Raw genomic sequence first — 23650 nt, 5'->3', positions numbered from 1 at the left:
AAACAAGGACGGGACCATATCAATAAAACCGTGGATTATTAAATCCTCAATCGACATATACATATGGGCACCCGAATGGTCCTGATGCCGGTACTGGAATCGCGAGAATTCAGTCGGCGTGCGGGCCGGGGAGGCTGCTGGAGGGATACTCCCGCCATGCAGATTCACGAAAAGCCTCCCGTCGACACCCCCTTCGAATGGATCGGCGGCGAACCCAAGGTACAGGCGCTGGTCGACCGCTTCTACGACCTGATGGAGCTCGAACCCGCCTATGCGCAGCTGCGCGCGGTGCACGGCGCCAGCCTCGACAATGCGCGCCAGCGTCTCTTCTGGTTTTTGTGCGGCTGGCTCGGCGGGCCGCAGCACTACACCGACCGCTTCGGCCACCCGATGCTGCGCGCGCGCCATCTGCCGCAGAGCATCGGCGGGCACAGCATCGGTATCAAGGAGCGCGACCAATGGCTGGCCTGCATGGACCAGGCGATGGGCGAGACCGGGGTGCCCGAGGGATTGCGCGCACGCTTGCGCGATTCGTTTTTCCAGACCGCGGACTGGATGCGCAATCGCGGCGAGCAGTAAAACAAAACAGACAACGACTCCGAAAGATTTTTCTCCCATGAATTCCATCGTCATCATCGGCGGCGGCCACGCCGCGGCCCAGCTTTGCGCCGGATTGGCAGAGGCGGGGCAGGGCGCGCGCGTGCACCTGGTCTGCGAGGAGGCTTGCGAGCCCTACCACCGGCCGCCGCTGTCCAAGGCCTTTCTCAAGAGCGCCGAGGAAACCACGCAGCCGCACAAGGCCGCCGGCTGGTACCGCGAAGCGGGCATCACGCTGCACTTGGGCGACGCGGCCGTGGCCATCGACCGCGAGGCGCACACCGTCACGCTGCGCTCGGGGGCGATATTGCCGTGGGAGCGGCTGGTGCTGGCTACCGGCACGCGCGCACGCCAGATGCCCGACCTGAAGCCGGGGCTGGAAAACGTCGCGAGCCTGCGCGCCGCCGATGAAGCGCATCGCCTGCGTTCGCGGCTCGCCGATGCGCAGCAGGTCACGGTGCTGGGCGGCGGCTTCATCGGGCTCGAAGTGGCGGCCACGGCCAAGGCGCTCGGCAAGAGCGTGCAGGTGATCGAAAGCGCGCCGCGCCTGCTGGGCCGTGCCGTGTCGCCCGAGCTGTCGGCCCATGTGCTCGCAACGCATCGTGCAGCGGGCATCGACGTTGTGCTCGGCGCGCGCACCGGCGCGTTCGAGGTCGAAGGCGACCGGCTGCTGTCGATCCAGGTCGACGGCGTGAAGCAATCGGTGGATCTGCTGCTGCTCGGCATCGGCGCCGTGCCCGAGACCGCATTGGCGCAGGCCGCGGGCATCGAGTGCGCGGACGGCATCGTGGTCGATGGCCACATGCAGACCAGCGCGGCCGACGTGCTCGCGGTGGGCGACTGCACGCGCTTCCCCGACCGGCGCGCGGGCCGCTCATTGCGGCTCGAATCGGTTCAGAACGCGAACGACCAGGCGCGCACGGCCGTGGCCACGCTGACCGGTGCTGCGCGCCCGCACGATGCCATGCCATGGTTCTGGTCCGACCAGGGCGGCATGCGGCTGCAGATGGTCGGGCTGATGCCGGCCGAAGGCACGCTGGGGCTGGCCAGCGTGCGTCGGCCCGGCCCGAAGCCCGAGGCGTTCTCGCTGTTCCACTATGTCGATGGAGAGCTGGTGTGCGTCGAATCGGTCAACGCGCCGGTTGACCACATGATGAGCCGCAAGCTGCTCGAAGCAGGGCGCAGCCCGGATGCGGCGGCGGTGGCGGATGCGGCCATTCCGCTCAAGAACCACTTGGCATAGCAGAAGCGCGTCGTAGCGCGGCGTTCAGCGTCGCGCTGGAGCCAGCAGCACCACGAGGGCGCCCGCGCCGCCCTCGGCCGGCTTGGCTTGCACGAAGGCCAGCACCTCGTTCTTCTGAATGAGCCAGCGCTGTGCTTTGGTCTTGAGCACCGGCTGCTTGCCGGGTGAGCCCAGCCCCTTGCCGTGCACCACGCGCACACAGCGCAGACCTTGCTTGTAGGCGCTGCGAATGAAGCCGCCGAGCGCCTCGCGGGCCTCGTCGCTGCGCAGGCCGTGCAGGTCGACCTGCGCCTGGATGCTCCAGTCGCCCTTGCGCAGCCGCGCGGTCACGTCGGTGCCGATGCCCGGGCGGCGAAAGCTCATGGCGTCGTCGACATCGAGCAGGGTCGTCACGTCGAACTCGTCGGAGAGCGATTCGCGCAGCACGCGCTGTTCGTCGAGCTGGTGCTGCACCGGAATGGGCGCCGGCGGCTCGGGTGCGAGAGGCACCACGGCCTTGCGGCGAAGCGGCTCCGTGGCGCCGATGGCGCGCGTGAACAGGTCTTTCTCGGCCGCGCGCTTGCGTTCGGCCGCGGCCTTGGCGGCTGCGGCAGCCGCTTCGCGCTCGCGGGTTTCGGCCAGTGTGCGCTGCACCTGCTTCAGGTCTGCCAGGTTCTTGATGGGCGGCGTGCGAGAGGCCATCAGAGCAGCCCTTTCTCGGCCATCGAAAAGCTCTGGCCGGCGCTGACGATCACATGGTCGAGCACGCGCACGTCGATCAGCGAGAGCGCAGCCCTGAGCGTTTGCGTCAGGGATTCGTCGGCGCGCGAGGGCTCAATGCTGCCGCTGGGGTGGTTGTGCGAAAGCACCACGGCCGCGGCGTGGTGGTGCAGCGCACGCGTGACCACCTCGCGCGGGTAGACGCTGGTCTGGGAGAGCGTGCCGCGAAACAGTTCTTCAAGCACGATCAACCGGTGCTGGGCATCGAGAAACAATACCGCGAACACCTCGTACGGACGTGAGCCGATGTGCATCTGCAGGTACTCCTTGACCGCCCCCGGCGAGTCGAACACCGTGCGCTCCTTCAGGCGCTCGGCCATGGCGCGGCGTGCCAGCTCGAGCACGGCGATGAGTTCGGCGCGCTTGGCGTCGCCGCCCATGCCCTTGATGACCTTCAGGTCTTCGGCACCGGTTTGCAGCAGGCCTGAAAGACCGCCGAAGTGGTCGAGCAGCTCCTGGGCCAGCTGGAGCACGTTTTTTCCCGCCACGCCCGTGCGCAGCAGCAACGCCAGCAGTTCGGCGTCGGCCAGCGCGGCGGCGCCTCGCGCGATGAGTTTTTCGCGCGGGCGGGCGTGGGCGGGGAGATCCTTGAATGCCATCGAAAACCTGGTGAAACCTTGAAAGAGCGGGTGGAAGCCCCGGCTCCTTAAAATGCAGTCCAGTTTATCGGGACACCCACCTTGTCTTTGCCTACCTCCGCTGCACCCATGTCCCACGTTGTGACTTCCGGCTCGTTCCTTACCCTGCATTACCGGCTGGCCGGTCCGGCGGGCGACATCATCAACACTTTCGCTGACAAGCCCGCCACGCTGTCGCTGGGCACCGGCGAGCTTTCGCCCGCCATGGAACAGCGGCTCATGGGCCTGGAAGAGGGCACGCACGCCACCTTCGAGCTGCCCGCCGGCGAGGCTTTTGGCGAGCGCAACCCCGAAATGCAGCAATGGGTGGCCAGGAAGCTGCTGGCCCAGATGGGCGACCCCGACGAGCAATATGCAGTCGGCGACGTGGTGCAGTTCCCCACGCCCGACGGCACGGGCAGCTACGCGGGCGCGGTGGTCGAATCGAACGAGACCGCGGTGCGCTTCGACTTCAACCACCCGTTGGCCGGGCAGCCCGTGACCTTCGAGGTGCGGCTGATCGGAGTTCTATGAACAAGGGCCTCGAAGAAGTCGTTCTTGCCGAGCCGCGCGGCTTTTGCGCGGGCGTGGACCGTGCCATCGAAATCGTCGAGCGCGCGCTGGCCAAATTCGGCGCGCCCATCTACGTGCGCCACGAGATCGTGCACAACACCTACGTGGTGAACGAACTCAAGGCCAAGGGCGCGATCTTCATCGAAGACCTGGCCGACGTGCCGCCCGGCGCCACGCTGGTGTTCAGCGCCCACGGCGTGAGCAAGGCGGTGCAGCAAGAGGCGCGCGACCGCGGCTTCGACGTTTTCGATGCCACCTGCCCGCTGGTGACCAAGGTGCACGTCGAAGTCGCCAAGCTCGCCAAGGAAGGCTACGAGTTCATCATGATCGGCCACAAGGGGCACCCCGAGGTCGAAGGCACCATGGGCCAGCTCTCGAGCGGCATCCACCTGGTGGAAGACGTGGACGGTGTGGCGAAGGTGTCGCCCGCGCAGACAGAAAAGCTCGCCGTCGTCACGCAGACCACGCTCAGCGTGGACGACGCCGCCGAAATCGCGGCCGCCGTGCGCGCGCGTTTTCCGATGGTGCGCGAGCCCAAGCAGCAGGACATCTGCTACGCCACCCAGAACCGCCAGGACGCGGTAAAGATATTGAGCCCCCAGGTCGACCTGGTGATCGTGGTCGGCAGCCCCACCAGCTCCAACAGCAACCGGCTGCGCGAACTGGCACAGCGCCTGGGCACCGAAAGCTACATGGTCGATTCGGCCGAAGAGCTCAAGCCGGAGTGGTTCGAAGGCAAGACCCGGGTAGGCCTCACGGCCGGTGCCTCGGCGCCCGAAGTGCTGGTGCGCGAGGTGATCGAACGCGTGCGGGCGCTCGGCGCGGTGTCGGTCCGCAAGATGGACGGCATCGAGGAAACCATCAAGTTTCCGCTCCCCAAAGGCCTCAAGCTCGACGACATTCCTCCTCCGGGACACATCTCTTGAACAACGACACGACGAATTGGCGCCTTGAAACCGAGAGCGCCTCCCGCAGGCTGCGCGAGGGTGCCGCTCATTTCCTGCGCGAAACCCCGCTCTGGAAGCTGCCGGCTTCCGCTTTCGGCATCGAGGTGCCGGGCGTGGAGGTGTGGCTCAAGCTCGAGCACATGCAGGTAAGCGGCAGCTTCAAGGCGCGGGGCATGATGAACCGCCTGTTGGCCAATAACATTCCCGAAAGCGGCGTGGTCGTGGCTTCGGGTGGCAATGCGGGCATTGCCACCGCGGCGGCGGCCAAGGCGCTGGGCGTGCGTTGCCAGGTGTTCCTGCCCGGCGTCTCGCCCGAAGCCAAGCGCGCCCGGCTGCGAGCGCTCGGTGCCGAGGTGGTCGTGGTCGGCGAGCTCTATCCCGATGCCCTTGCGGCCTGCCTCACGCGCCAGAAGGAAAGCGGCGCCTTGCTGACCCATGCCTACGACCAGCCCGAAGTCGTGGCCGGCGCGGGCACGCTGGGGGTCGAAATCGAAGCGCAGGGCGGCCTGCCCGATTCCGTGCTCGTGAGCGTGGGCGGCGGCGGCCTGATCGGCGGCCTCGCCGGCTGGTTCGAAAAGCGCGCCCGCGTGGTGGCGCTGGAGCCCGAAAAAGCGCCCACGCTGCTCCGTGCCCGCCAGGCCGGCGAGCCGGCCGACGTCGACGTGGGCGGCATTGCCGCCGATTCGCTCGGCGCACGCCGCATCGGCGCCATTTCCTGGGAAATTACCCAGAAGTACGTGCAGGATGCACTGCTGCTGTCCGACGAGTCCATTCGTGCCGCTCAGCAGTGGCTGTGGAAGGAACTGAAGCTCGCCGTGGAGCCTGCAGCCGCGCTGCCGCTGGCGGCGCTGCAGACCGGTGCCTATGTGCCGCGCGAAGGCGAGAAGGTGTGCCTGATCGTCTGCGGTGCGAACGTCGATCCGGCTACGGTCGCCTGACCGCGCAGCCTCGGCTTATCGCAGCCTCGGCTTATTTCTCGCAGTTCACCATCCAAGAGACGCCGAATTTGTCGGTCAGCATGCCGAAGCCGACGGCCCAGAACTGTGGGCCGTAAGGCATCGTCACTTTGCCGCCCTCGGCCAGCGCGTCGAAGAGCTTTTTCCCTTCGTCCACGGTGTTGCCCTGCACCGAGAGCGAAAAACCCTTGTAGCCTTCGAACGCCATGCCCGGCGGCATGTCGGAGGCCATCAGCTGGTGGCCGCGGGCTTCCAGGGTGGCGTGCATGATCTTGCCCTTGTAGGCATCGGGCGTTTCGGCGCCCATCGGGCTTTCGCCGAAGGTCATGCTGAAGATGACCTTGCCGCCCAGCGCCTTGGCGTAGAAGGCCAGCGCCTCGGCGGCGTTGCCGTTGAATGTCAGATAGGCTTGCATCGCTTTTTCCCTTGGCTGAGTTGTGGGGAGAGAGAGATGCTACGCCCCCCTAAAATCTCCCCATGCTTGACATCACCCTGCTCCGCAAAGACCTGGCCTCCGCTGTGGCCGGCCTCGAAAAACGCAAGAAGAACCAGCCCTACCTCGATGTATCGGCGTTCACCGCGCTCGAGGCCGAGCGCAAGACGCTGCAGACCCGCACCGAGGAAATCCAGGCCCGCCGCAACACGCTGAACAAGCAGATCGGTCCGCTCAAGGCCAAGGGCGAATCGGTCGATGCGTTGATGGCCGAGGTCAATGCGCTCAAGGCCGAGCAGGAATCCCAATCCAAGCGGTTGGAAGAAATCCAGCCCGAGCTGCACGCGTTGCTGCTGGCTGTGCCCAACCTGCCGCACGCCAGCGTGCCGGTCGGCGAGGACGAGGCCGGCAATGTCGAAATGCGCCGCTGGAGCCCGCAAGGCGGTGCCGGCGCCAACGCAACGCCGCTGGCCTTTGCCGCAAAGGACCATGTCGACCTGGGCGCGCCGCTCGGGCTCGACTTCGAAATGGGCGCCAAGCTCTCGGGCTCGCGCTTCACCGTCATGAAGGGGCCGATTGCCCGGCTGCACCGCGCGCTTGCGCAGTTCATGCTCGACACCCAGACCGAGAAGCACGGCTACGCCGAGTGCTACGTGCCCTACATCGTCAACGCCGCCACCCTGAGCGGCACCGGCCAGCTGCCCAAGTTCGAGGGTGACCTGTTCGCCGCCAAGAAGGGCGGCCAGGACGGCGAGCCCGCGCCCGACCATTCGGCGCTCTATCTCATTCCCACCAGCGAAGTGCCGCTGACCAACTTCGTGCGCGACGAAGTAGTGGCCGAGTCGCAACTGCCGATCAAGCTCACCGCCCACACGCCGTGCTTCCGCTCCGAAGCCGGCAGCGCGGGGCGCGACACGCGCGGCATGATCCGCCAGCACCAGTTCGACAAGGTCGAGATGGTGCAAATCGTCCACCCCGAAAAGAGCTACGACGCGCTCGAGCAGATGACCGGCCATGCCGAAGCCGTGCTGCAGGCGCTGGAGCTGCCGTACCGCCTGGTGCTGCTGTGCACCGGCGACATGGGCTTTGGCGCCACCAAGACCTACGACCTCGAGGTGTGGCTGCCGGCGCAGAACACCTACCGCGAGATCAGCTCGGTTTCGAACTGCGAAGCCTTCCAGGCGCGCCGCCTGCAGGCACGATTCAAGAACGCGCAGGGCAAGAACGAACTCGTCCACACGCTCAACGGCTCGGGGCTGGCCGTGGGCCGCACGCTGGTCGCGGTGCTGGAAAACCACCAGAACGAAGACGGCTCGATCAACGTGCCTGCGGCGTTGCGGCCGTACATCGGCGGGCTCGAAGTTTTGCGCGGCTGACAAAAACGGGCTTCAAAAGCCCGTTTTTAGCCTGCTATAATCGCAGGCTCGACAGCACCGGAGAGGTGGCAGAGTGGTCGAATGTACCTGACTCGAAATCAGGCGTACTAGCGATAGTACCGAGGGTTCGAATCCCTCCCTCTCCTCCAAGAATGGCCCCGCATGGGGCTATTTTTTTGCCTGTTCCCCATCGGAACGCGCGGCTACCATCCGGCATGCGCATCGCTTTCCTCTCCTTGCTGGTTATGGCTCTTGGCTCGATCGCCCAAGCTCAGGCCCAGCAGGTCTACCGCTGCGGCAACCAGTACGGCAGCGATCCGTGCGAAAAAGGCCGGGTCGTGGATGTGTCGCCGCCGGTGCGCAATCTCGATTCGGCTGGTGCGGCCCAGGTGTTTCTCTGCGTGACCAACAGCGGCGGGCGTTTCTGGTCGCCGAGCCACTGCAGGGAGCAAGGTGCGTTGGTGGAGCGGATAGAAGCTGTTCCGGGCGGGCTTTCGTGGGAGCAGCGGGTCCAGATTGCCGACCAGCAAACCCAGCAAGGCTATGCGGTGCAACGACAGGCGATGGAGCAACGCGGCGCAGCCACGGCCGGCGTGACTGCTGGCGATTCTTCACGCTGCGCGCACTGGAACCAGCAGGTCGAGTACTACGACCGGCTGGCGCGACAGCCGCAAAGTGGCGCATCCCAGTCCTGGATCGCCGAACGGCGAAAGGACGCCAGGGATCAGCAGTTCAGGGCGAGGTGCTGATGGCTACAGCGCGAAGGTCTCATTCGCCTTCGTCGTAGGTCTCCGCCAGAGCCACAAAGTCGGACAGCTTCATGCCGTAGGCGTTGGCAATTCTGGAGGCGGCCAATATCGTCAGATTGCGTTGCCCGCGTTCCAGGAGGCTGATGTAGCTCGTACTCATGTCGGTCAGTTCGGCAAGGGCCTCCTGGCTGAGGTCGAGGTCTCTGCGGCACTTGCTGATGGCGCTTGCGAACATCCGCCGCAAGGCTTGCTCGATCGGATCAATTGCGGGCTGAGGCATTGGCCTGCAGTTTCCCGGCGCGCACTATAGTACGCCAGCGACTATAGTACGTGTTGCCGTTCCTCTTTCAACTTCTTCGCCATCTCTACCGCTGGAGCCTTGATGCCTATCGACCGCGTACCTGCGCCCTCTCAAGGCATCGAAGTCCTTGAGGCTGCCGCGCCGCTGTTCGACCTCGGCTCCGTGCTGATTACCCCAGCTGTCCTGGCATTCCTCTCGAAGCACGCGATCTGCCCGGCGGCGCTGCTGTCTCGTCACCAGCAGGGCGATTGGGGCAGCGTGGACCACGAAGACGCGAAAGCCAATGATTGGGCGCTCCGATCGGGCGCGCGGCTGATGGGAGTCCATGTGGTGGATCACGTCGTGATCTGGGTGGTCACGGAGGTAGCCTGCAGCGGCAACCGGGCCAGCACTCGCTTGCTGTTTCCCGACGAGTATTGAGGCAGCGTCTACGCCAGATGCGACTGCCGAATCGGGCAGTCGTCGGCAAAAGCGGACACTTTCGTTTTCGTCGCCTCGCGCCTCGTTGCGCCCCCTGGCACGCCGCGCCTCGTTCTTCCCCGAGACGGCGGCATCGGCCCGTTAAGATCGCCACCTCTTCATGCCTGACATGCCGAGAGATTTTCCTGAGTCGAATGAAAAAGGGGCGGAGCGCCACATGGCCAATGCGTCGATCACAAGCGTGACACCGGTTCCGGCCTCGGCTGACGAGGCCGAATCGTGGGTGCGCGGCGAGCTGATCCGCAGCCTGATGCGCTCCGCGCGCGGCTCCTACATCGTCTCGGCGGCGCTCATGCCGTTGATGGTCGGCCTGAACTGGAGCTACGTGCCTCACTGGGAGCTGCTCACGTGGCTCGCCGCCGGCTTCATTGCCACAGCCTGCCGGGCCTGGGGCGCCAGGGTTTATGCGGTGCGCTATGCCGGCAGGAGCGCGGCGGCGCAGCTGCAGTTCACCGAGCGCTACGGCTTCGTATGGAGCACCAGCGCGATCGTGTGGGGCTTGTCGATCCTGCTGTTCTTCGAGCGCACGCCGCAGGTCAACCAGTTCATGAGCTGGCTCATCGTGGCCGGTGTGGGCACGTTCCCGCTCAACGGCCTGGCGCTGCACCCGCCGCTGCTCAAGCGCTACGTCAACACGCTGTTCATCACCATGCTCGGGGCGGTTCTGATCCGGCTCGTGAGCATCAACATCGTGGAGCCGCATTTCCAGTACGGCTTCCTGATGCCGATACTGCCCATCCTGCATTGGTTTTTGCTGCTGCGCGCGGGGCGCCATATTCACGAGACGGCGCGCAACAGCCTGGAGCTGCTGTTCCACAACCACATCCTGATCAAGTCGCTCACGCAGCAGCGGCAGGCTGCGGTGGCGGCCGTGGCCATGAAGAACCGCTTTCTCGCGAGCGCCGCGCACGACATGCGCCAGCCAGTGCTGGCGTTATCGCTCTACGCCGACTGGCTGCGCAACGAGCCTGAACTGGTGCTGGAGCTTGCGCCCAAGATCGTTCGCGCCACGCACGCCGTGAATGCGCTGTTCGATTCGATGTTCGACCTGGCACGCATCGATTCGGGCCAGGTGCGCCTGCACATCGAGCGCGTGGACCTGGCCGAGCTGCTGCACGACCTGGAGCTGCAATACCGTCCCGTCGCCGAAAGCCGGGGCCTCGATTTCCGCGTGCACGTGACCGAAGGCAGCTTCCTGACCGACCCCATCCGCGTGCGCCGCATGATCGGCAACCTGCTTGCGAACGCCATCAAGTACACCACCGACGGTGGCGTGCTGCTCGCCTCGCGGCAGACGCGCGACGGCTTGCGCATCGAGGTGTGGGACACCGGCATCGGCATTGCGCCCGAACACCTGCGCGACGTGTTCCTGGAGTTCTACAAAGTGGCCGATCACGCCGGCACATCCGACGGCTTCGGCCTGGGCCTGGCCATTGTCGCCCGGCTCTCGCACGTGCTCGGCCATCCCGTGAGCGTGCGCTCCCGGCTGGGCAGCGGCAGCGTGTTTCGCGTCGCGCTGCACGACGCCGACGAAGCCGTGGCCCAAGCCCGCGTCAGCGCCTCCGGCGGCTGACCCATAAAAAAACCGCGCCCAGCGCGGTTTTCAGCAGCCAACAATTCGCGCCAGTCTCCCTTCCAGAAACACCGAGGAACCGGCTTTGCCGGGCCTCTGGTGTTGCCCCCGGTAGGGGGTTGGCGTAGCGACACGAAGTGCGCGCAGACTGGGGGCGAGCCCCAGTCTCGGGCTTAATTTCCTGAAAGCAACCCGTTGGTCCGCGCGTAATGCAGCGCCTGCGTGCGGCTCTTCACGCCCAGGCGGCGGAACAGGCGCCACAGGTGCACCTTCACCGTGTGCTCGCTGATCTCCAGGTCGGTCGCGATGTCGCGGTTGCTCATGCCCTTGTCGAGCATGGCGATCAACTGCGTCTGGCGCTTCGACAGCTTGCTGTTGTTGGCCAGCGCGGGCTCGTCCGCCTCTTCAGAGCCGGCCATCAGCAGGCCGCGCAGCACGGCGGCCAGTTCGGCCGAACTGGCCGACTTCTCGATGTAGGTGTCGGCACCTGCTTCGATGCACGCGTCTTCCATGTCCGCAGCCGGTGCCGCCGAGTAAACGGCGATCGGCACGTTGGGATAGACCTGCTTGACTGCGACCACACCCGAAACGCCGTTGGTGTCGGGCAGCTTCAGGTCCAGGCAGAAAAGGGTTGGCTCGCCGCGCTGCTGAACCGAGCTCGCGAGCTTGTCCAGCCGCTCGAGCTCGACGATATTTTCGGCCGGCCGCAGGCGCCGCAACACCATCACGATCGCGTCGCGCATCAGGGGATGGTCGTCGATGACATAAATGCTCATGTTTTCTTCCTTTGTGATCGCCCGTCTACTCTCGTCTGTCCCCCGGCGGGTGAGCCGATGGACATATGACGGATCAACTTCCGCTGGTTGCGGTCGTTGCCTCCGCCAGTGCTTCCAGCGCCGCATTCGCGGCGCTCAATTCTTCCGTGCCGACCGGCTCGAGCTGGTCGGCGAGCGCGGCCAGTGCCGCGCCGCGCTGTTGCTGCAAGGCGGCGATGGCACGCCCGGCTTCCTGCGGCGATGCGAAGCCACGGCTTTGCAGCAGGGCCGCGCCGTTCGCATCGAGCAGTTTGAAATAGAACAGCCCGTCGCGCTCGCGATACTGCTTGAAGCTGGGCTTGGCGACCTTGGCCGCCTTGCGTGCACCGCCCTTGTCGCGGCCTGCCGCAAGGTTGCGCAGCCCCACCGCATGGCGCAGCTCGGTCATGAAGGGGCGCGAGAGCTTGCGGGCTTTTTCGGCACCGATGAGCAGAATGCGCTCGATCTCGGCCGGGTCGTTCATCAGCTCTTCGTAGCGCGCGCGCATCGGCGCCATCTCGTGGTCGATACGCTCGAACAGCATTTGCTTGGCGTCGGCCCAGCTGATGCCTTCGGCGTACGCCTTGCGCAGCGCTTCGGTTTCGTCGGCGGCGGCAAAGGCCTGGTAGATCTGGAACAGGGCCGAGCCTTCGGTGTCCTTCGGCTCGCCGGGCGCGCGCGAGTCGGTCACGATGCTGGCAATCTGCTTTTGCAGCTGCCCGCGCGGTGCGAACAGCGCAATGGTGTTGCCGTAGCTCTTGCTCATCTTGCGGCCGTCCAGGCCGGGCAAGGTGGCGACGGCATCGTCGATTTCGGCGTCGGGCAGCGTGAAGTGCTCGCCGTACTGGTGGTTGAAGCGCTGCGCCATGTCGCGCGCCATTTCGATGTGCTGCACCTGGTCGCGTCCCACGGGCACTTTGTGCGCGTTGAACATCAGGATGTCGGCGCCCATCAGCACCGGGTACATGAAGAGGCCGGCCGACACATCGGCGTCCGGGTCTTCGCCCTTGGCGACGTTCTTGTCGAGCTGCGCCTTGTAGGCGTGGGCGCGGTTGAGCACGCCCTTGCCGGTCACGCAGGTGAGAAACCAGGTCAGCTCGGTGATCTCGGGGATGTCCGACTGGCGATAGAAAGTCACGCGTTCGGGGTCGAGCCCGCAAGCCAGCCAGCTGGCGGCAATTTCGAGCGTGGAGCGCTGTATGAGCGCCGGCTCCTGCACCTTGATGAGCGCGTGGTAGTCGGCCAGGAAGAAGAAGCTCTCCACGCCCGGCGCAACGCTCTGCCGCACCGAATGGCGGATCGAGCCGACGTAATTGCCGAGGTGCGGCGTGCCGGACGGCGTGATGCCGGTCAGAACGCGCAGGGGAGCTGAAGAAGACGGAGCCATGGGAAAGGAACTTAACGCAGCAAAGCCGTGAGCGGGGAAATAAGCAGGTTGATGACCGTGTAGCCGACGTCCATCAGCGGGCGCAGCCAGAAGGTGCTGACGATGCCCGCGATCACCAGGCCCATCACGATGAAGAAGCCGAAGGGCTCGATGCGCGCCAGAAAATTCTGCGCCGGGCCATTGGGGAGCAGGCCTGCGAGCACGCGGCCGCCGTCGAGCGGAGGCAGCGGAAACAGGTTGAAGGCCCACATCACGAGGTTGACCAGCACGCCGCCTTGCGCCATTTTGATGAAAAAGGTTTCATTGATGCCTGCCGCGATCAGCCCGACCAGCACCAAAGCCCAAAGAATGGCTTGTACAAAATTCGATGCCGGGCCGGCCAGCGCCACCCAGATCATGTCGCGCTTCGGATGGCGCAGGCGCCCGAAATTCACCGGCACCGGCTTGGCGTAACCGAACAGGAACGCACCAGAGGTTGCGAAGTACAGCATCAGCGGCATCAGGATGGTGCCGATGGGGTCGATGTGCTTCATCGGATTGAGCGTGACGCGGCCCATGACGGTTGCCGTGTCGTCACCGAAATGGCGCGCCACATAGCCGTGCGCCGCCTCGTGCACCGTGATCGCGAAGACCACGGGCAGTGCGTAAATAAGTACGGTCTGTATCAGGTTGGAAATATCCACTGGGCGATTGTGTCAGACGGAGTAAAAGCTTCGGTGCCGCTCGTCAGAGGCCAAGCACCGCCAGCGCGCCGCGGCCTTGCCGCACCACGACCGGTTCGTCGCCCGTGCCCATGGGCGTGAGGTCGACCACGGTGGTGGGCTGCGAAGGGCAGGCGCCCGCGTCGATGACGGCGCCGATCTGCTTCTCGAAGCGCTCGCGGATGGTCTGCGCATCGTTCAGCGCTTCGGTTTCACCGGGTGCGATCAGCGTGGTGGCCAGCAGCGGCGCGCCATGCAGCGCCAGCAGCTCCAGCAGCACCTTGTGGTCGGGCACGCGCAGGCCGATGGTCTTGCGCTGCGGGTGGCTCACGCGCCGCGGCACTTCCTTGGTGGCTTCGAGCAGGAAGGTGTAGGGCCCCGGCGTGGCCGCCTTCAGCAGGCGGTATTGCTTGTTGTCGACGCGCGCGTAGTTGGCCAGCTCGCTCAGGTCGCGGCAGATCAGCGTGAGATGGTGCTTGTCGTCGACCTGGCGGATGCGGCGCAGCTGGTCGACCGCGTCCTTGTCGTCGAGGTGGCAGGCCAGCGCGTAGCTCGAGTCGGTGGGCACAGCCACGATCTCGCCGCGCTGCAGCAGCGTTGCGGCCTGTTTCAGCAGGCGTTGCTGGGGGTTGTCGGGGTGAACTTCGAAGTACTGGGCCATGAAAGACTCCTGATTACGATTCCGCCGGCTCTATCGGCACGCGGCGCTCGCGCACCGTAAGCCAGGCGCCGGCCGCGCCGCATACGGCGATCATCGAAATGCCGATGAGAGACACACGGTCGGGCACGTGGGAAAAAACAAGCCAGCCGCCCAGCATGGCAAAGGCGATCTGGGCATAAAGATACGGCGTCAGCGTGGAGGCCGGCGCGCGCTGGTAGGCGAGGATAAGAATGAAGTGTCCCACCGTGCCCATGAAACCCATGAGGCACAGCAACGCCCACCAGTGCCACGAGGGCAGGGCGGTCCACACGAACGGCAGCGCCAGCGAGGCGATCAACGCACCCACCCAGCCGGTATAGAAATGCATGGTGAGCGGGTTTTCCGTTTGCGCCAGCTTGCTCGTGAGCACCTGGAACCATGCGTTGGTCAGCACCAGCCCGATGGGCAGCAACACGGCCCAGCTGAGTGCATCGCCGCCCGGCCGCAGGATGACCAGCGTACCGGCGAAGCCGCCCGCCACCAGCGCCCAGCGCAGCATCGAGACATGTTCCTTGAGCGTGGTGGCCGCCAGCAGCGTGATGACCAGCGGCGCAATCAGCACGATGGAAGTGAACTCGGCCAGCGGCATGTAGCGCAGGCTCAGAAAGGCGAGTGTGCTCGACACCAGCAGCAATGCGCCGCGCAGCAGCTGGTAGCGCGGGTGCTGCGTGCGCAGCAGCGCCGTGCCGTGCCGCGGCAGCAGCACCGCCGTGGTGGCCACGGCCTGGAAGGCATAGCGGAACCACACGCCCATGAGAATCGGCACGGCGGCGGTCGATGTCTTGGTGGCCGTGTCGAGCGTGGCAAAGCAGGCCACCGCCATCAGCACCATGCCGATGCCCGCCAGGATGCGTTCGGACTCGACGTCGCGCGTCTGCCGCGCCGCGGCGCGGGCGTTCGCCAGTGCGGCCGATGCCGCGCTGTCGGTGCCGGGCCCGGGGCTCTGGCTCACTGCTGGATGCGGTGGCTGAGCAGTTCCCACACCGGCGTGAGCGCGCCGGGCAACGGTGGCAGCTTGCCGAGATCGCAATGGCTTTCGTCGGGGCTGTGGAAATCGCTGCCGCGCGAGGCGGCGAAATCGAACTCGAGTGCCTTGTCGGCGTATTCGACGTATTCGGCTGTCGTATGGCTGCCGGTGACGACCTCGATCGCCTGCCCGCCATGCGCCTTGAACTCAAGGAACAGCGCGTATTCCTCGTTCGCGGTGAACTTGTAGCGCCCCGGGTGCGCAATAACGGCCATGCCCTTGGCGGCCGTGATCCAGTGCACCGCGTCTTTCAGCGAGGCCCAGCGGTGCGGCACGTAGCCGGGCTTGCCTTCGGTCAGGTACTTGCGGAACACCTCGGACGTGTCGCGGCAGTGGCCCTGCTCGACCAGAAAGCGCGCAAAGTGGGTGCGCGAGATGAGCTCGGGGTTGCCGACGAACTTGAGCGCGCCTTCGTAGGCGCCGTGGATGCCGACCTTGGCCAGCCCCTCGGCCATTTCCTGCGCGCGCTTGCCGCGGCCGCCGCGCGTGTCGTAGAGGCCCTGCGTCATGGCGGCGTCGTCCGGGTCGAAGCCCAGGCCGACGATGTGCACGGTTTCGTTGGCGAAGGTCACCGAAATTTCGGTGCCGGTGAGATAGCGCATGCCGTTCGCGCGCGCCGCGGCGGCCGCGCGGTGCTGGCCGCCGACTTCGTCGTGATCGGTCAGGGCCCAGAGCTCGACCCCGTTGGCGGCGGCGCGCGCGGCCAGTTCTTCGGGCGTCAGCGTGCCGTCGGAAACCACGGAATGACAGTGCAGATCGGCGTTGAGAATAGAGGACACACAGTCATTCTATTGGGTCTGGAACACCGATGCGGGCGCATGGATGCTATTGTGATTGCTATTAAATAAATAGCATTACTGCGGCTGCCGACGCGCCTTAGCGCTTCTTGCGGAAAGCCGTCCATGCGGCCACCGCGGTAAAGCTCGCGACGATGGCCACGACGATCCAGAACCCGTGCTTGTGCTCGGCCAGCGGAATGCCGCCCACGTTCATTCCGAACAGGCCCGCGAGGATGTTGATCGGCAACGCGAGCACCGTGACCACCGTCAGCACGAACAGGCTGCGGTTGTTGTCCTCGTTCACGTTGGCGGCAATTTCTTCCTGCAGCAGCTTGATGCGCTCCTGCAGCGCCTGCATGTCGCGCAGCACAACGGAAAACTCTTCGGTCGAGCCGCGCAGTTCTTGCGCGTCGGGCTCTGCCATCCAGGTCGGCGGCCCTTGCAGCAGGCGGAAGAGGGCGGCGGGTTCGGGCGCCAGCAGCCGCTGCAGCCGCACCAGCAGCCGGCGCAGCACGCCAAGCCGCGCGCGCTTGTGGTCGAGCCTGCCGGCGAGCAGTTCGTCTTCGATGCGGTCGATGCGCGAGGTGACGCCGCGCACGATTTTTACCAGCACGTCGGCCTGCGCCCGCAGCAGGTGTTCGAGCAGTTCGGTGCTCGAGCGCGGCGCGTCTCCGGCCTTGACCGCCGTTCGCAGCGCGTCGACAGAGCGTAGCGGCTTGGTGCGCGCCGTGACCACCAGGCGCGGCCCCACGCTGATCCAGAGCGTGGAGATGTCCGAGGGCTCGAAGCTGAACTCGAAGTGCACGTCGTTGATGACCGCGATCAGCGAGTCGTCGGCCCGTTCGATGCGCGTGGAGGGCAAGCCTTCGTGCAGCGTTTCGTAGAAGGTGTCGGAGAGCTTCGCGTGGCGCAGCAGCCAGCGCTCGGCCTGGGCGTGGCTCAGGTTGAAGTGCAACCACAGGAATGCGGAGCCTGGCGAGGGAGGCGATCCGGTGTTCAGCCAGGCCGCAGCCTGCGCCGAATCGATGGCCCGCACGGGCTCTTGCGCATCGGTGTCGAACAGGTAGCCGCAGATCAGCCCGGCTTCGTCGCCGCCGTACGAACTGGCGGCCAGGTCATGGAGTGCCGGCAAGGTGCGTGTGGATCAGGAAAGCCAAAGGGTGTGCCCCGGATGGTGTTCGACCTATATGACAACCTCGTGTCCGCCGACGCCGAACGGTCACGCAACGGTCATACGCTGCGTGCAGCATGCCTTGTTCCACCTCACAGATATCTCTTTCTTGCCATGATGCTGACGAGCGCACTTCCAGACCACGAAGACCTGATGCAACGCATCGCCCGCGATTTGATCGACAGCTATGACGAGGAGCTCGAGCTGGAGATCGAAGACCGCAACATCGACGACCTTGACCCTGCCACGCGCGCCACCGACAAGGCCGCGCGCCAGGCCTACTTCAAGGAGCTGTTCCGCCTGCAGGGCGAGCTCGTGAAGCTGCAGGACTGGGTGCAGCACAGCAAGCAGAAGGTGGTCATTCTTTTCGAAGGCCGCGATGCGGCGGGCAAGGGCGGTGTCATCAAGCGCATTACCCAGCGCCTCAACCCGCGCGTGGCCCGCGTGGCCGCGCTGCCGGCGCCCAACGACCGCGAACGCACCCAGTGGTACTTCCAGCGCTACGCCGCGCACCTGCCGGCCGCCGGCGAAATGGTGCTGTTCGACCGCAGCTGGTACAACCGCGCCGGCGTCGAGCGCGTGATGGGCTTTTGCAGCGACGACGAATACGAAGAATTCTTTCGCACCGTGCCGGAGTTCGAGAAGATGCTGGTGCGTTCGGGCATCAAGCTCATCAAGTACTGGTTCTCCATTACCGACGACGAGCAGCACATGCGCTTTCTCGGCCGCATTCACGATCCGCTCAAGCAATGGAAGCTGAGCCCCATGGACCTCGAAAGCCGCCGCCGCTGGGAGGAATACACCAAGGCGAAAGAAATCATGCTGGAGCGCACGCACATCCCCGAGGCGCCCTGGTGGGTGGTGCAGGCGGTCGACAAGAAGAAGGCGCGGCTCAATTGCATCAGCCATCTGCTGGGCCAGTTGCCGTACCAGGAAGTGGCGCATCCGTCGGTCCAGTTGCCCGCGCGGGAGCGCCATGCGGACTATCTGCGCCAACCGGTGCCGGCCAACATGATCGTGCCGGAAATTTACTGAGGCACCGAGCGGGGCTTCACGGCCTTCACCGCCCCGTTTGGACGGCCGGCGCTTTGCCCTCACACTGCGCCCATGGCCCGTCGTTCCACTGCTTCTCTCTTCGCCCGCGCCTATGAGCGCAACCTGAAGGCGCTCACCAAGCTCACCCTCGGCAACAGCAAGCGCGTCACGGGGCAGGTGCAGCGCGCGACCGCCGAACGGCTCAAGCCGCCGCCGGGCAGGGGCGACTGGCTCAGCGGCATGGCGCTGGGCCCCGGCGGTGCCCGGGGCTATCACCTGTTTCGACCGGCCGACCTGAAGCTGAAGCCCGGTGAAAAGCTGCCGCTCATGGTCATGCTGCACGGCTGCGGCCAGACGGGGCGCGACTTCGCGGCCAGCACGCGCATGAACGTGCTGGCGGTGAGGCAGCGCTTCCTGGTGCTTTACCTGGAGCAGGACAGGCTGGCCCATCCGCAAGGCTGCTGGAACTGGTACGAGCGGCGTTCAGGCAAGGCCGACGCCGAGGCCGCCACGCTGATGGCGGCCATCGACCAGGCTTGCGTGCTGTACCCGGTGGACCGCGAGCGCATTGCGCTGGCCGGACTCTCGGCCGGGGCCAGCATGGCGGCCCTGCTGGCAACGCGCTACCCATTGCGCTTTCGCGCCGTGGTCATGCATTCGGGCGTGGCGCCGGGCGCCGCGAAATCCTCGGCCACCGCCCTGGGCGCGATGCGCGGACAGCACACGCCGCCCATGCCCTCCACCGCGGTGGGCAAGGCGATGGGCGCGGCCGCCGTTTTCGCGACGTTGCCGCCGATGCTGGTGCTCCATGGCGATGCCGACGCCGTGGTGGCACCGAGCAACGCCGTCAACAGTGCGGCTGTATGGGCCACGGCGGTGGGCGCAAAACCGGGGCTCTCGCGCACGCTCCAGCGCGGCAAGCGCCACCCGATGCGCGTGACCGAGTTCCGGCGCAAAGGCCGCTCGCTGGTCACGCTGTGCGAAATCGCGGGCCTGGGGCACGCGTGGAGCGGCGGCAAGGCCAGCCTGCTTTTCAGCGACCCGGCTGGGCCGGACGCCACGCGCATGGTCTGGGCCTTTGCGGTGGCGCAGTTCAAGCGCGAGGCCCCGAGTTTGATTTCAGCCGCGAGCACCTAGTCCGGCTTGGGCGGCGGCAGTTCAGCAAGCTTCGAGGCCACGTGCTGGCATGCAGCAATCAGATCGCGAACGATGCGCTCGTCCACATTCATGTCGCCTTCGTACTCTCCGAGGCTTCGTATCTCATGGGCTTTGGCCAATACCCGCCACACCTGCGGTCCCAATTCCAATGTATGGGGCAACACCTGAAAGACGATGAAGCGGTTGCTCGGCCGGTAGCCATGCCAACGCAGCGCTGCGAGGCGCATGGCATGCGCTGCGTTGTAGGCGAGGTCGAATCGGCCCTCGACGGAGAGCTGCATCACCTGGGCATCCGCCAGGCGTGCAAGGCCGGAACGCAGCAGGCCCGCGAATTCGCGGGCATCCGGGGGTTCTGCGGCGAGCGGCTTGGCCGGGCCGCACAGGTTTTCAAGCGGGGAGGGCATGCGCGTCGCCGATGACCCAGAGCTTGGGTTGTTCCATGACGCGCTTTACGAACGATTCCCCGTCTTTGTGCTTTCGCATCAGTTCTTTTCTTGTGTAGATGGTTGGGTTCACTGTACGGCCAAGACGTGCCGACACGGCGTCCAGCGCGAGAAACAGGTCCGAATACGCAAGTTCTTCACTGATCAGCAGCAGGTCGATGTCGCTCGCGGCCGTGTCGCTCTTCTTGGCCACCGAGCCGAACACGAACGCGGCTTCAATTTTTTCGGCCAGCGGTTCCAGTGCTTCGCGCAGCGGACCTGCGAGCCCGAAGGTCTTGCGAACGATGCTGCTCAATTCGTCGAAGATCGGCGCCGCGGCATTGGCCTGATAGTGCTTCTGGTTGCCGACACGCGATGTGACGAGCAGGCCACTGTCGGCCAACTGCTTGAGTTCGCGTTGCACGGCGCCGGAGCCCGCGCCGGTCAGCTTGATCAACTCGGTGGAAAAGAAGCTCCGGTCCGGCTGGCCGAAGAGATAGCCGAGCACGCGCTGCTGTGTGGTCGTGAACAGGGCGTCCGCCAGGCTGGCGGGCCTTGCGGTCTGTTTTACTTGTGACGATGGCATGCCCATTTTGGGCATTTTAAAGCCCAAAATGGGTTTTTTCGAAATTCGCCCGGCTGTGTAGAGCGATGCTCTCGCGAGAAAGAGCACACCGGCTGGCGACACGCTCGACTGGCCGCCCTGAGTACCTCCGTGTACGCCACCCGGCGTATTTCTCGCGGGTGGTCGAATCCGCAGACTCCCCTCCATCGTCCGGCGAGCCCGGCGACAAGGTTTCAACCACCCCGGAGCAGGAGTCCACATGCAACGTCGTTTCACCCTCAAGGCGCTCACCGCCGCCGTCGCCCTGGCCAGCATCTCCGCTGCGCCCGCATTCGCCGCCGACACCATCAAGGTCGGCGTGCTGCACTCGCTGTCGGGCACGATGGCCATTTCGGAAACCGTGTTGAAAGACACGGTGCTGATGGCCATTGAAGACATCAACAAGAAGGGCGGCGTGCTGGGCAAGCAGCTCGAGCCCGTGGTGGTCGACCCGGCCTCCAACTGGCCGCTGTTCGCCGAAAAGACCAAGCAGCTGCTCGGCCAGGACAAGGTTTCGGTGATCTTCGGCTGCTGGACCTCGGTGTCGCGCAAGTCGGTGCTGCCGGTGGTCGAGGAAATGAACGGCCTGCTGTTCTACCCCGTGCAGTACGAGGGTGAAGAGCTCTCCAAGAATGTGTTCTACACGGGCGCAGCGCCCAACCAGCAAGCCATTCCGGCCGTCGACTACCTGATGAGCAAGGAAGGCGGCGGCGCCAAGCGCTGGGTGCTGCTGGGCACCGACTACGTGTACCCCCGCACCACCAACAAGATCCTGCGCGCCTACCTGAAGAGCAAGGGCGTGAAGGACACCGACATCGACGAGAAGTACACGCCGTTCGGCCACAGCGACTACCAGACCATCGTCGCCGACATCAAGAAGTTCTCGGCCGGCGGCAAGACGGCCGTGGTGTCGACCATCAACGGCGACTCGAACGTGCCGTTCTACAAGGAACTCGGCAACGCCGGCCTGAAGGCCAAGGACGTGCCCGTGGTTGCCTTCTCGGTGGGCGAGGAAGAACTGCGCGGCGTGGACACCAAGCCGCTGGTCGGCCACCTCGCTGCATGGAACTACTTCATGAGCATCAAGAACCCGACCAACACGGCGTTCATCAAGCAGTGGGGCGACTACGCCAAGGCCAAGAACATCGCCGGCCACAAGGACAAGCCGCTCACCAACGACCCGATGGAAGCCACCTGGATCGGTATCCACATGTGGAAGCAGGCCGTCGAGAAGGCCAAGAGCACGGACACCGACAAGGTGATCGCTGCGATGGCCGGCCAGACTTTCACTGCTCCTTCGGGCATCGTCTCGAAGATGGACGAGAAGAACCATCACCTGCACAAGAGCGTGTTCATCGGCGAGATCAAGGCCGACGGCCAGTTCAGCGTGGTGTGGAAGACGCCGGGCCCGGTGAAGGCCAAGCCTTGGAGCCCGTACATCGAAGGCAACGACAAGAAGCCGGATCAGCCGGCTGGCAAGTCGCTGTAAAGCGCGTTTCTCCCTCCCCCGCTGGGGGAGGGCAGGGGTGGGGGCAAGCGGCGGTCGATTCGGTCACTGCGCCTGCGTTGGCGCTGCGTGCCCCCACCCCAACCCTCCCCCGGAAGGGGAGGGAGCCCATCCCAACTTCCACATTCACGATGCTTCGACGAACCCTTCACTGCGCACTCGCCGCCATGCTCCTCATGGCATCGGCCGTCCACGCGCTGACTGCCGACGAAGCCAAGGCCATTGCCTCGGGCGAATCCGAATCGCGCATCACCGCCCTCAACAAGGCCGTACTCACGGCCGACGAAAAAACCACCGCCTTCATCCAGGCCATGTCGGAAGACGCGGTCAAGTACACCGAAGACAAGGTCTTCGTGATGAAGGACGACAAAGGCTACGACCCCGTGACCGGCGCCGAACTGAAGGTGCCCGACACGGCAGAGGACGTGGTCAACAACAACCTGATGCGCGGCGCGCTCGATGCCGCGCAGGCCGCGCTCAAGCTCACCAGCAAGGACGACGCGGTGCGCGCCGAAGCCGCGCAGGCGCTCTTCAAGGAGCCCGACGAATCCCGCGTGCCCATGGTCGAGAAGGCGCTGGCCGCCGAGACCAACCCCGGCATCAAGGCACAGCTCCAGCTGGTGCGCGCCGCCAGCATGCTCACCAGCGCCGACAAGGCCAAGCGCCTGGCCGCGGCCAAGGAGCTTGGCGCCAACAGCAGCCCCGACACCAAGCTGCTGCTCAACCAGCGGCTCGCCGACGAGACCGAAGCGGACGTCAAGGCCGCCATCGTCGCTTCCATTGCCAGCATCGACGGCTCGCTGGTGTGGGGCGACCGCATCAACGCGGTGTTCAGCGGCATCAGCCTGGGCTCGGTGCTGCTGCTCGCCGCGCTGGGCCTGGCCATTACCTACGGCCTGATGGGCGTCATCAACATGGCGCACGGCGAGCTGATGATGATCGGCGCCTACGCCACCTACGTGATGCAGGGTATCTTCCAGCGCTACATGCCCGAGGCGGCTTTCGGCTGGTACCTGGTGGCGGCCATTCCGGTGGCGTTCCTTGCATCGGCGCTCGTGGGCGCGGTGCTCGAACGCGGCGTGATCCGCTTTCTTTACGGCCGCCCACTTGAAACGCTGCTCGCCACCTGGGGCATCAGCCTGATGCTGCAGCAGCTCGTGCGTTCGCTGTTCGGCGCGCAGAACGTCGGTGTGGAAAACCCGGGCTGGATGAGCGGCGGCTTCACCATGCTCAGCAACGTGACGCTGCCGTGGAACCGCATCTGCATCATCATTTTCGCGGTGTTGGTACTGCTCGCGATGGGCTGGCTCATCGGCCGCACGCGCCTGGGCCTCTTCGTGCGCGGCGTCACTCAGAACCGCCCGATCGCCTCGTGCATGGGCGTGAACACGGCACGCATCGACACGTACGCTTTCGCGCTCGGCTCCGGCATTGCCGGCCTCGCGGGCTGTGCACTGAGCCAGATCGGCAACGTCGGCCCCGACCTCGGTCAGAGCTACATCGTCGACAGCTTCATGGTGGTCGTGATGGGCGGCGTGGGCCAGCTCGCGGGCACGGTGTATGCCGCCATGGGGCTCGGCATTCTCAACAAGTTCATCGAAGGCTGGGCGGGCGCGGTGCTCGCGAAGATCGCGGTGCTTGTCTTCATCATCATCTTCATTCAAAAGAGACCTCAGGGCATCTTCGCCATGAAGGGCCGGAGCGCAGAAGCATGAGCCGCCGGGCCGCTCCCAAGGCGAATAACGTAGCGCGCAGCGCGGA

General features: G+C 65.4%; 26 protein-coding genes and 1 tRNA gene. 14 read left to right on the top strand and 13 right to left on the bottom strand.

Annotated elements, in window-relative coordinates:
- The first annotated feature begins 156 nt into the window (after positions 1–156).
- Entirely contained in the window at positions 157–579 is a 423-nt protein-coding gene (locus ABIC94_RS06915) for a group II truncated hemoglobin (RefSeq protein ID WP_354372295.1), read from the top strand.
- 37 nt (positions 580–616) lie between these two features.
- Positions 617–1840 (top strand): NAD(P)/FAD-dependent oxidoreductase, encoded by a 1224-nt coding sequence (locus ABIC94_RS06910; RefSeq protein WP_354372294.1) that lies wholly within the window; start codon positions 617–619, stop codon positions 1838–1840.
- 24 nt (positions 1841–1864) lie between these two features.
- On the opposite strand, the gene ABIC94_RS06905 is transcribed toward ABIC94_RS06910, so the two are convergent.
- Both ABIC94_RS06905 and radC read right to left on the bottom strand, forming a co-directional pair.
- Positions 1865–2521 (bottom strand): Smr/MutS family protein, encoded by a 657-nt coding sequence (locus ABIC94_RS06905; protein ID WP_354372293.1) that lies wholly within the window; start codon positions 2519–2521, stop codon positions 1865–1867.
- Positions 2521–3198: a RadC family protein gene (radC, locus tag ABIC94_RS06900; RefSeq protein WP_354372292.1), complete on the bottom strand. Its 678-nt coding sequence runs from the start codon at positions 3196–3198 to the stop codon at positions 2521–2523. The genes ABIC94_RS06905 and radC overlap by 1 nt, the downstream gene beginning before the upstream one ends.
- Positions 3199–3306: 108 nt before the next feature.
- Between radC and ABIC94_RS06895 the strand changes: the two genes are divergently transcribed.
- Genes ABIC94_RS06895 through ABIC94_RS06885 form a run of 3 tightly spaced genes read left to right on the top strand, consistent with a single transcriptional unit; the run spans position 3307 to position 5674 of the window.
- A complete protein-coding gene (locus ABIC94_RS06895) occupies positions 3307–3750 on the top strand; it encodes an FKBP-type peptidyl-prolyl cis-trans isomerase (protein ID WP_157615257.1) in 444 nt (147 codons plus the stop codon).
- Positions 3747–4715 carry a 4-hydroxy-3-methylbut-2-enyl diphosphate reductase gene (gene ispH, locus ABIC94_RS06890; RefSeq protein ID WP_354372291.1) on the top strand — a complete coding sequence of 323 codons (969 nt, stop codon included), beginning with the start codon at positions 3747–3749 and terminating at the stop codon, positions 4713–4715. The genes ABIC94_RS06895 and ispH overlap by 4 nt, the downstream gene beginning before the upstream one ends.
- Positions 4712–5674, top strand: coding sequence for a threonine/serine dehydratase (locus ABIC94_RS06885; RefSeq protein WP_354372290.1), 963 nt, complete (start codon positions 4712–4714; stop codon positions 5672–5674). Before ispH ends, ABIC94_RS06885 begins: the two co-directional genes overlap by 4 nt.
- Before the next feature lie 31 nt (positions 5675–5705).
- Here the strand turns inward: ABIC94_RS06885 and ABIC94_RS06880 are convergent, their stop codons facing one another.
- The gene (locus ABIC94_RS06880) at positions 5706–6107 is read right to left on the bottom strand and encodes a VOC family protein (protein ID WP_354372289.1); all 402 of its coding nucleotides are present in this window, start codon (positions 6105–6107) and stop codon (positions 5706–5708) included.
- 62 nt (positions 6108–6169) lie between these two features.
- Here ABIC94_RS06880 and serS point away from each other — a divergent pair, with 62 nt between their 5' ends.
- The 3 genes from serS (at position 6170) to ABIC94_RS06865 (ending at position 8250) form a co-directional block, all read left to right on the top strand.
- On the top strand, positions 6170–7501 hold the full coding sequence (gene serS / locus ABIC94_RS06875; RefSeq protein WP_354372288.1) for a serine--tRNA ligase: 1332 nt from the start codon (positions 6170–6172) through the stop codon (positions 7499–7501).
- A gap of 59 nt (positions 7502–7560) precedes the next feature.
- Positions 7561–7650 (top strand) — tRNA-Ser (locus ABIC94_RS06870).
- A gap of 66 nt (positions 7651–7716) precedes the next feature.
- Positions 7717–8250 (top strand): hypothetical protein, encoded by a 534-nt coding sequence (locus tag ABIC94_RS06865; RefSeq protein WP_354372287.1) that lies wholly within the window; start codon positions 7717–7719, stop codon positions 8248–8250.
- Positions 8251–8269: 19 nt separating this feature from the next.
- Here ABIC94_RS06865 and ABIC94_RS06860 read toward each other — a convergent pair whose 3' ends face one another.
- Positions 8270–8530 carry a helix-turn-helix domain-containing protein gene (locus ABIC94_RS06860; RefSeq protein WP_354372286.1) on the bottom strand — a complete coding sequence of 87 codons (261 nt, stop codon included), beginning with the start codon at positions 8528–8530 and terminating at the stop codon, positions 8270–8272.
- Positions 8531–8632: 102 nt separating this feature from the next.
- Here ABIC94_RS06860 and ABIC94_RS06855 point away from each other — a divergent pair, with 102 nt between their 5' ends.
- Entirely contained in the window at positions 8633–8971 is a 339-nt protein-coding gene (locus ABIC94_RS06855; protein WP_354372285.1) for a hypothetical protein, read from the top strand.
- A 217-nt stretch (positions 8972–9188) separates the two neighbouring features.
- A complete protein-coding gene (shkS, locus tag ABIC94_RS06850; RefSeq protein WP_354372284.1) occupies positions 9189–10604 on the top strand; it encodes a surface-behavior sensor histidine kinase ShkS in 1416 nt (471 codons plus the stop codon).
- 173 nt (positions 10605–10777) lie between these two features.
- Here the strand turns inward: shkS and ABIC94_RS06845 are convergent, their stop codons facing one another.
- From ABIC94_RS06845 to ABIC94_RS06815, 7 genes are all read right to left on the bottom strand, one after another.
- A complete protein-coding gene (locus ABIC94_RS06845; protein ID WP_354372283.1) occupies positions 10778–11380 on the bottom strand; it encodes a response regulator transcription factor in 603 nt (200 codons plus the stop codon).
- A gap of 73 nt (positions 11381–11453) precedes the next feature.
- Complete coding sequence (locus tag ABIC94_RS06840; protein WP_354372282.1) at positions 11454–12785, bottom strand: tryptophan--tRNA ligase; 1332 nt, start codon at positions 12783–12785, stop codon at positions 11454–11456.
- 11 nt (positions 12786–12796) lie between these two features.
- The gene (locus ABIC94_RS06835) at positions 12797–13468 is read right to left on the bottom strand and encodes a site-2 protease family protein (RefSeq protein WP_354372281.1); all 672 of its coding nucleotides are present in this window, start codon (positions 13466–13468) and stop codon (positions 12797–12799) included.
- 43 nt (positions 13469–13511) lie between these two features.
- Positions 13512–14147: an L-threonylcarbamoyladenylate synthase gene (locus ABIC94_RS06830; protein WP_354372280.1), complete on the bottom strand. Its 636-nt coding sequence runs from the start codon at positions 14145–14147 to the stop codon at positions 13512–13514.
- A gap of 13 nt (positions 14148–14160) precedes the next feature.
- Positions 14161–15138: a DMT family transporter gene (locus ABIC94_RS06825; RefSeq protein ID WP_354372279.1), complete on the bottom strand. Its 978-nt coding sequence runs from the start codon at positions 15136–15138 to the stop codon at positions 14161–14163.
- Complete coding sequence (locus ABIC94_RS06820) at positions 15135–15992, bottom strand: 3',5'-nucleoside bisphosphate phosphatase (protein WP_354372278.1); 858 nt, start codon at positions 15990–15992, stop codon at positions 15135–15137. Before ABIC94_RS06820 ends, ABIC94_RS06825 begins: the two co-directional genes overlap by 4 nt.
- Before the next feature lie 97 nt (positions 15993–16089).
- Positions 16090–17124, bottom strand: a complete 1035-nt coding sequence (locus ABIC94_RS06815; protein WP_354372277.1) for a transporter — start codon at positions 17122–17124, stop codon at positions 16090–16092.
- A gap of 156 nt (positions 17125–17280) precedes the next feature.
- Here ABIC94_RS06815 and ppk2 point away from each other — a divergent pair, with 156 nt between their 5' ends.
- Positions 17281–18198, top strand: coding sequence for a polyphosphate kinase 2 (gene ppk2 / locus ABIC94_RS06810; RefSeq protein ID WP_436317953.1), 918 nt, complete (start codon positions 17281–17283; stop codon positions 18196–18198).
- 72 nt (positions 18199–18270) lie between these two features.
- A complete protein-coding gene (locus tag ABIC94_RS06805; RefSeq protein WP_354372275.1) occupies positions 18271–19335 on the top strand; it encodes an extracellular catalytic domain type 1 short-chain-length polyhydroxyalkanoate depolymerase in 1065 nt (354 codons plus the stop codon).
- On the opposite strand, the gene ABIC94_RS06800 is transcribed toward ABIC94_RS06805, so the two are convergent.
- Both ABIC94_RS06800 and ABIC94_RS06795 read right to left on the bottom strand, forming a co-directional pair.
- The gene (locus ABIC94_RS06800) at positions 19332–19760 is read right to left on the bottom strand and encodes a hypothetical protein (RefSeq protein WP_354372274.1); all 429 of its coding nucleotides are present in this window, start codon (positions 19758–19760) and stop codon (positions 19332–19334) included. The two genes, ABIC94_RS06805 and ABIC94_RS06800, sit on opposite strands and share 4 nt — an antisense overlap.
- On the bottom strand, positions 19744–20370 hold the full coding sequence (locus ABIC94_RS06795) for a nucleotidyltransferase domain-containing protein (RefSeq protein WP_354372273.1): 627 nt from the start codon (positions 20368–20370) through the stop codon (positions 19744–19746). Before ABIC94_RS06795 ends, ABIC94_RS06800 begins: the two co-directional genes overlap by 17 nt.
- 232 nt (positions 20371–20602) lie before the next feature.
- Between ABIC94_RS06795 and urtA the strand changes: the two genes are divergently transcribed.
- Positions 20603–21871, top strand: a complete 1269-nt coding sequence (urtA, locus tag ABIC94_RS06790; RefSeq protein WP_055803051.1) for an urea ABC transporter substrate-binding protein — start codon at positions 20603–20605, stop codon at positions 21869–21871.
- Between the two features lie 185 nt (positions 21872–22056).
- Complete coding sequence (gene urtB / locus ABIC94_RS06785) at positions 22057–23604, top strand: urea ABC transporter permease subunit UrtB (protein WP_354372272.1); 1548 nt, start codon at positions 22057–22059, stop codon at positions 23602–23604.
- Positions 23605–23650 lie beyond the last annotated feature (46 nt).

The organism is Variovorax paradoxus (genome assembly GCF_040544635.1).
GTDB classification, from domain to species: domain Bacteria; phylum Pseudomonadota; class Gammaproteobacteria; order Burkholderiales; family Burkholderiaceae_C; genus Variovorax; species Variovorax paradoxus_R.
This window is presented reverse-complemented; position numbering and strand designations above follow the sequence as displayed.

Bases quoted from the DNA above. Each gene is read 5' to 3' on its own strand.
- ispH (WP_354372291.1), top strand. From the start codon at position 3,747: ATGAACAAGGGCCTCGAAGAAGTCGTTCTTGCCGAGCCGCGCGGCTTT.
- ABIC94_RS06800 (WP_354372274.1), bottom strand. From the start codon at position 19,760: ATGCCCTCCCCGCTTGAAAACCTGTGCGGCCCGGCCAAGCCGCTCGCC.
- shkS (WP_354372284.1), top strand. From the start codon at position 9,189: ATGGCCAATGCGTCGATCACAAGCGTGACACCGGTTCCGGCCTCGGCT.
- ABIC94_RS06895 (WP_157615257.1), top strand. From the start codon at position 3,307: ATGTCCCACGTTGTGACTTCCGGCTCGTTCCTTACCCTGCATTACCGG.
- urtB (WP_354372272.1), top strand. From the start codon at position 22,057: ATGCTCCTCATGGCATCGGCCGTCCACGCGCTGACTGCCGACGAAGCC.
- ABIC94_RS06910 (WP_354372294.1), top strand. From the start codon at position 617: ATGAATTCCATCGTCATCATCGGCGGCGGCCACGCCGCGGCCCAGCTT.
- ABIC94_RS06860 (WP_354372286.1), bottom strand. From the start codon at position 8,530: ATGCCTCAGCCCGCAATTGATCCGATCGAGCAAGCCTTGCGGCGGATG.
- ABIC94_RS06855 (WP_354372285.1), top strand. From the start codon at position 8,633: ATGCCTATCGACCGCGTACCTGCGCCCTCTCAAGGCATCGAAGTCCTT.
- ABIC94_RS06795 (WP_354372273.1), bottom strand. From the start codon at position 20,370: ATGGGCATGCCATCGTCACAAGTAAAACAGACCGCAAGGCCCGCCAGC.
- ABIC94_RS06840 (WP_354372282.1), bottom strand. From the start codon at position 12,785: ATGGCTCCGTCTTCTTCAGCTCCCCTGCGCGTTCTGACCGGCATCACG.
- ABIC94_RS06830 (WP_354372280.1), bottom strand. From the start codon at position 14,147: ATGGCCCAGTACTTCGAAGTTCACCCCGACAACCCCCAGCAACGCCTG.
- ppk2 (WP_436317953.1), top strand. From the start codon at position 17,281: ATGCTGACGAGCGCACTTCCAGACCACGAAGACCTGATGCAACGCATC.
- ABIC94_RS06845 (WP_354372283.1), bottom strand. From the start codon at position 11,380: ATGAGCATTTATGTCATCGACGACCATCCCCTGATGCGCGACGCGATC.
- ABIC94_RS06865 (WP_354372287.1), top strand. From the start codon at position 7,717: ATGCGCATCGCTTTCCTCTCCTTGCTGGTTATGGCTCTTGGCTCGATC.
- ABIC94_RS06905 (WP_354372293.1), bottom strand. From the start codon at position 2,521: ATGGCCTCTCGCACGCCGCCCATCAAGAACCTGGCAGACCTGAAGCAG.
- ABIC94_RS06880 (WP_354372289.1), bottom strand. From the start codon at position 6,107: ATGCAAGCCTATCTGACATTCAACGGCAACGCCGCCGAGGCGCTGGCC.
- ABIC94_RS06915 (WP_354372295.1), top strand. From the start codon at position 157: ATGCAGATTCACGAAAAGCCTCCCGTCGACACCCCCTTCGAATGGATC.
- radC (WP_354372292.1), bottom strand. From the start codon at position 3,198: ATGGCATTCAAGGATCTCCCCGCCCACGCCCGCCCGCGCGAAAAACTC.
- urtA (WP_055803051.1), top strand. From the start codon at position 20,603: ATGCAACGTCGTTTCACCCTCAAGGCGCTCACCGCCGCCGTCGCCCTG.
- ABIC94_RS06805 (WP_354372275.1), top strand. From the start codon at position 18,271: ATGGCCCGTCGTTCCACTGCTTCTCTCTTCGCCCGCGCCTATGAGCGC.
- serS (WP_354372288.1), top strand. From the start codon at position 6,170: ATGCTTGACATCACCCTGCTCCGCAAAGACCTGGCCTCCGCTGTGGCC.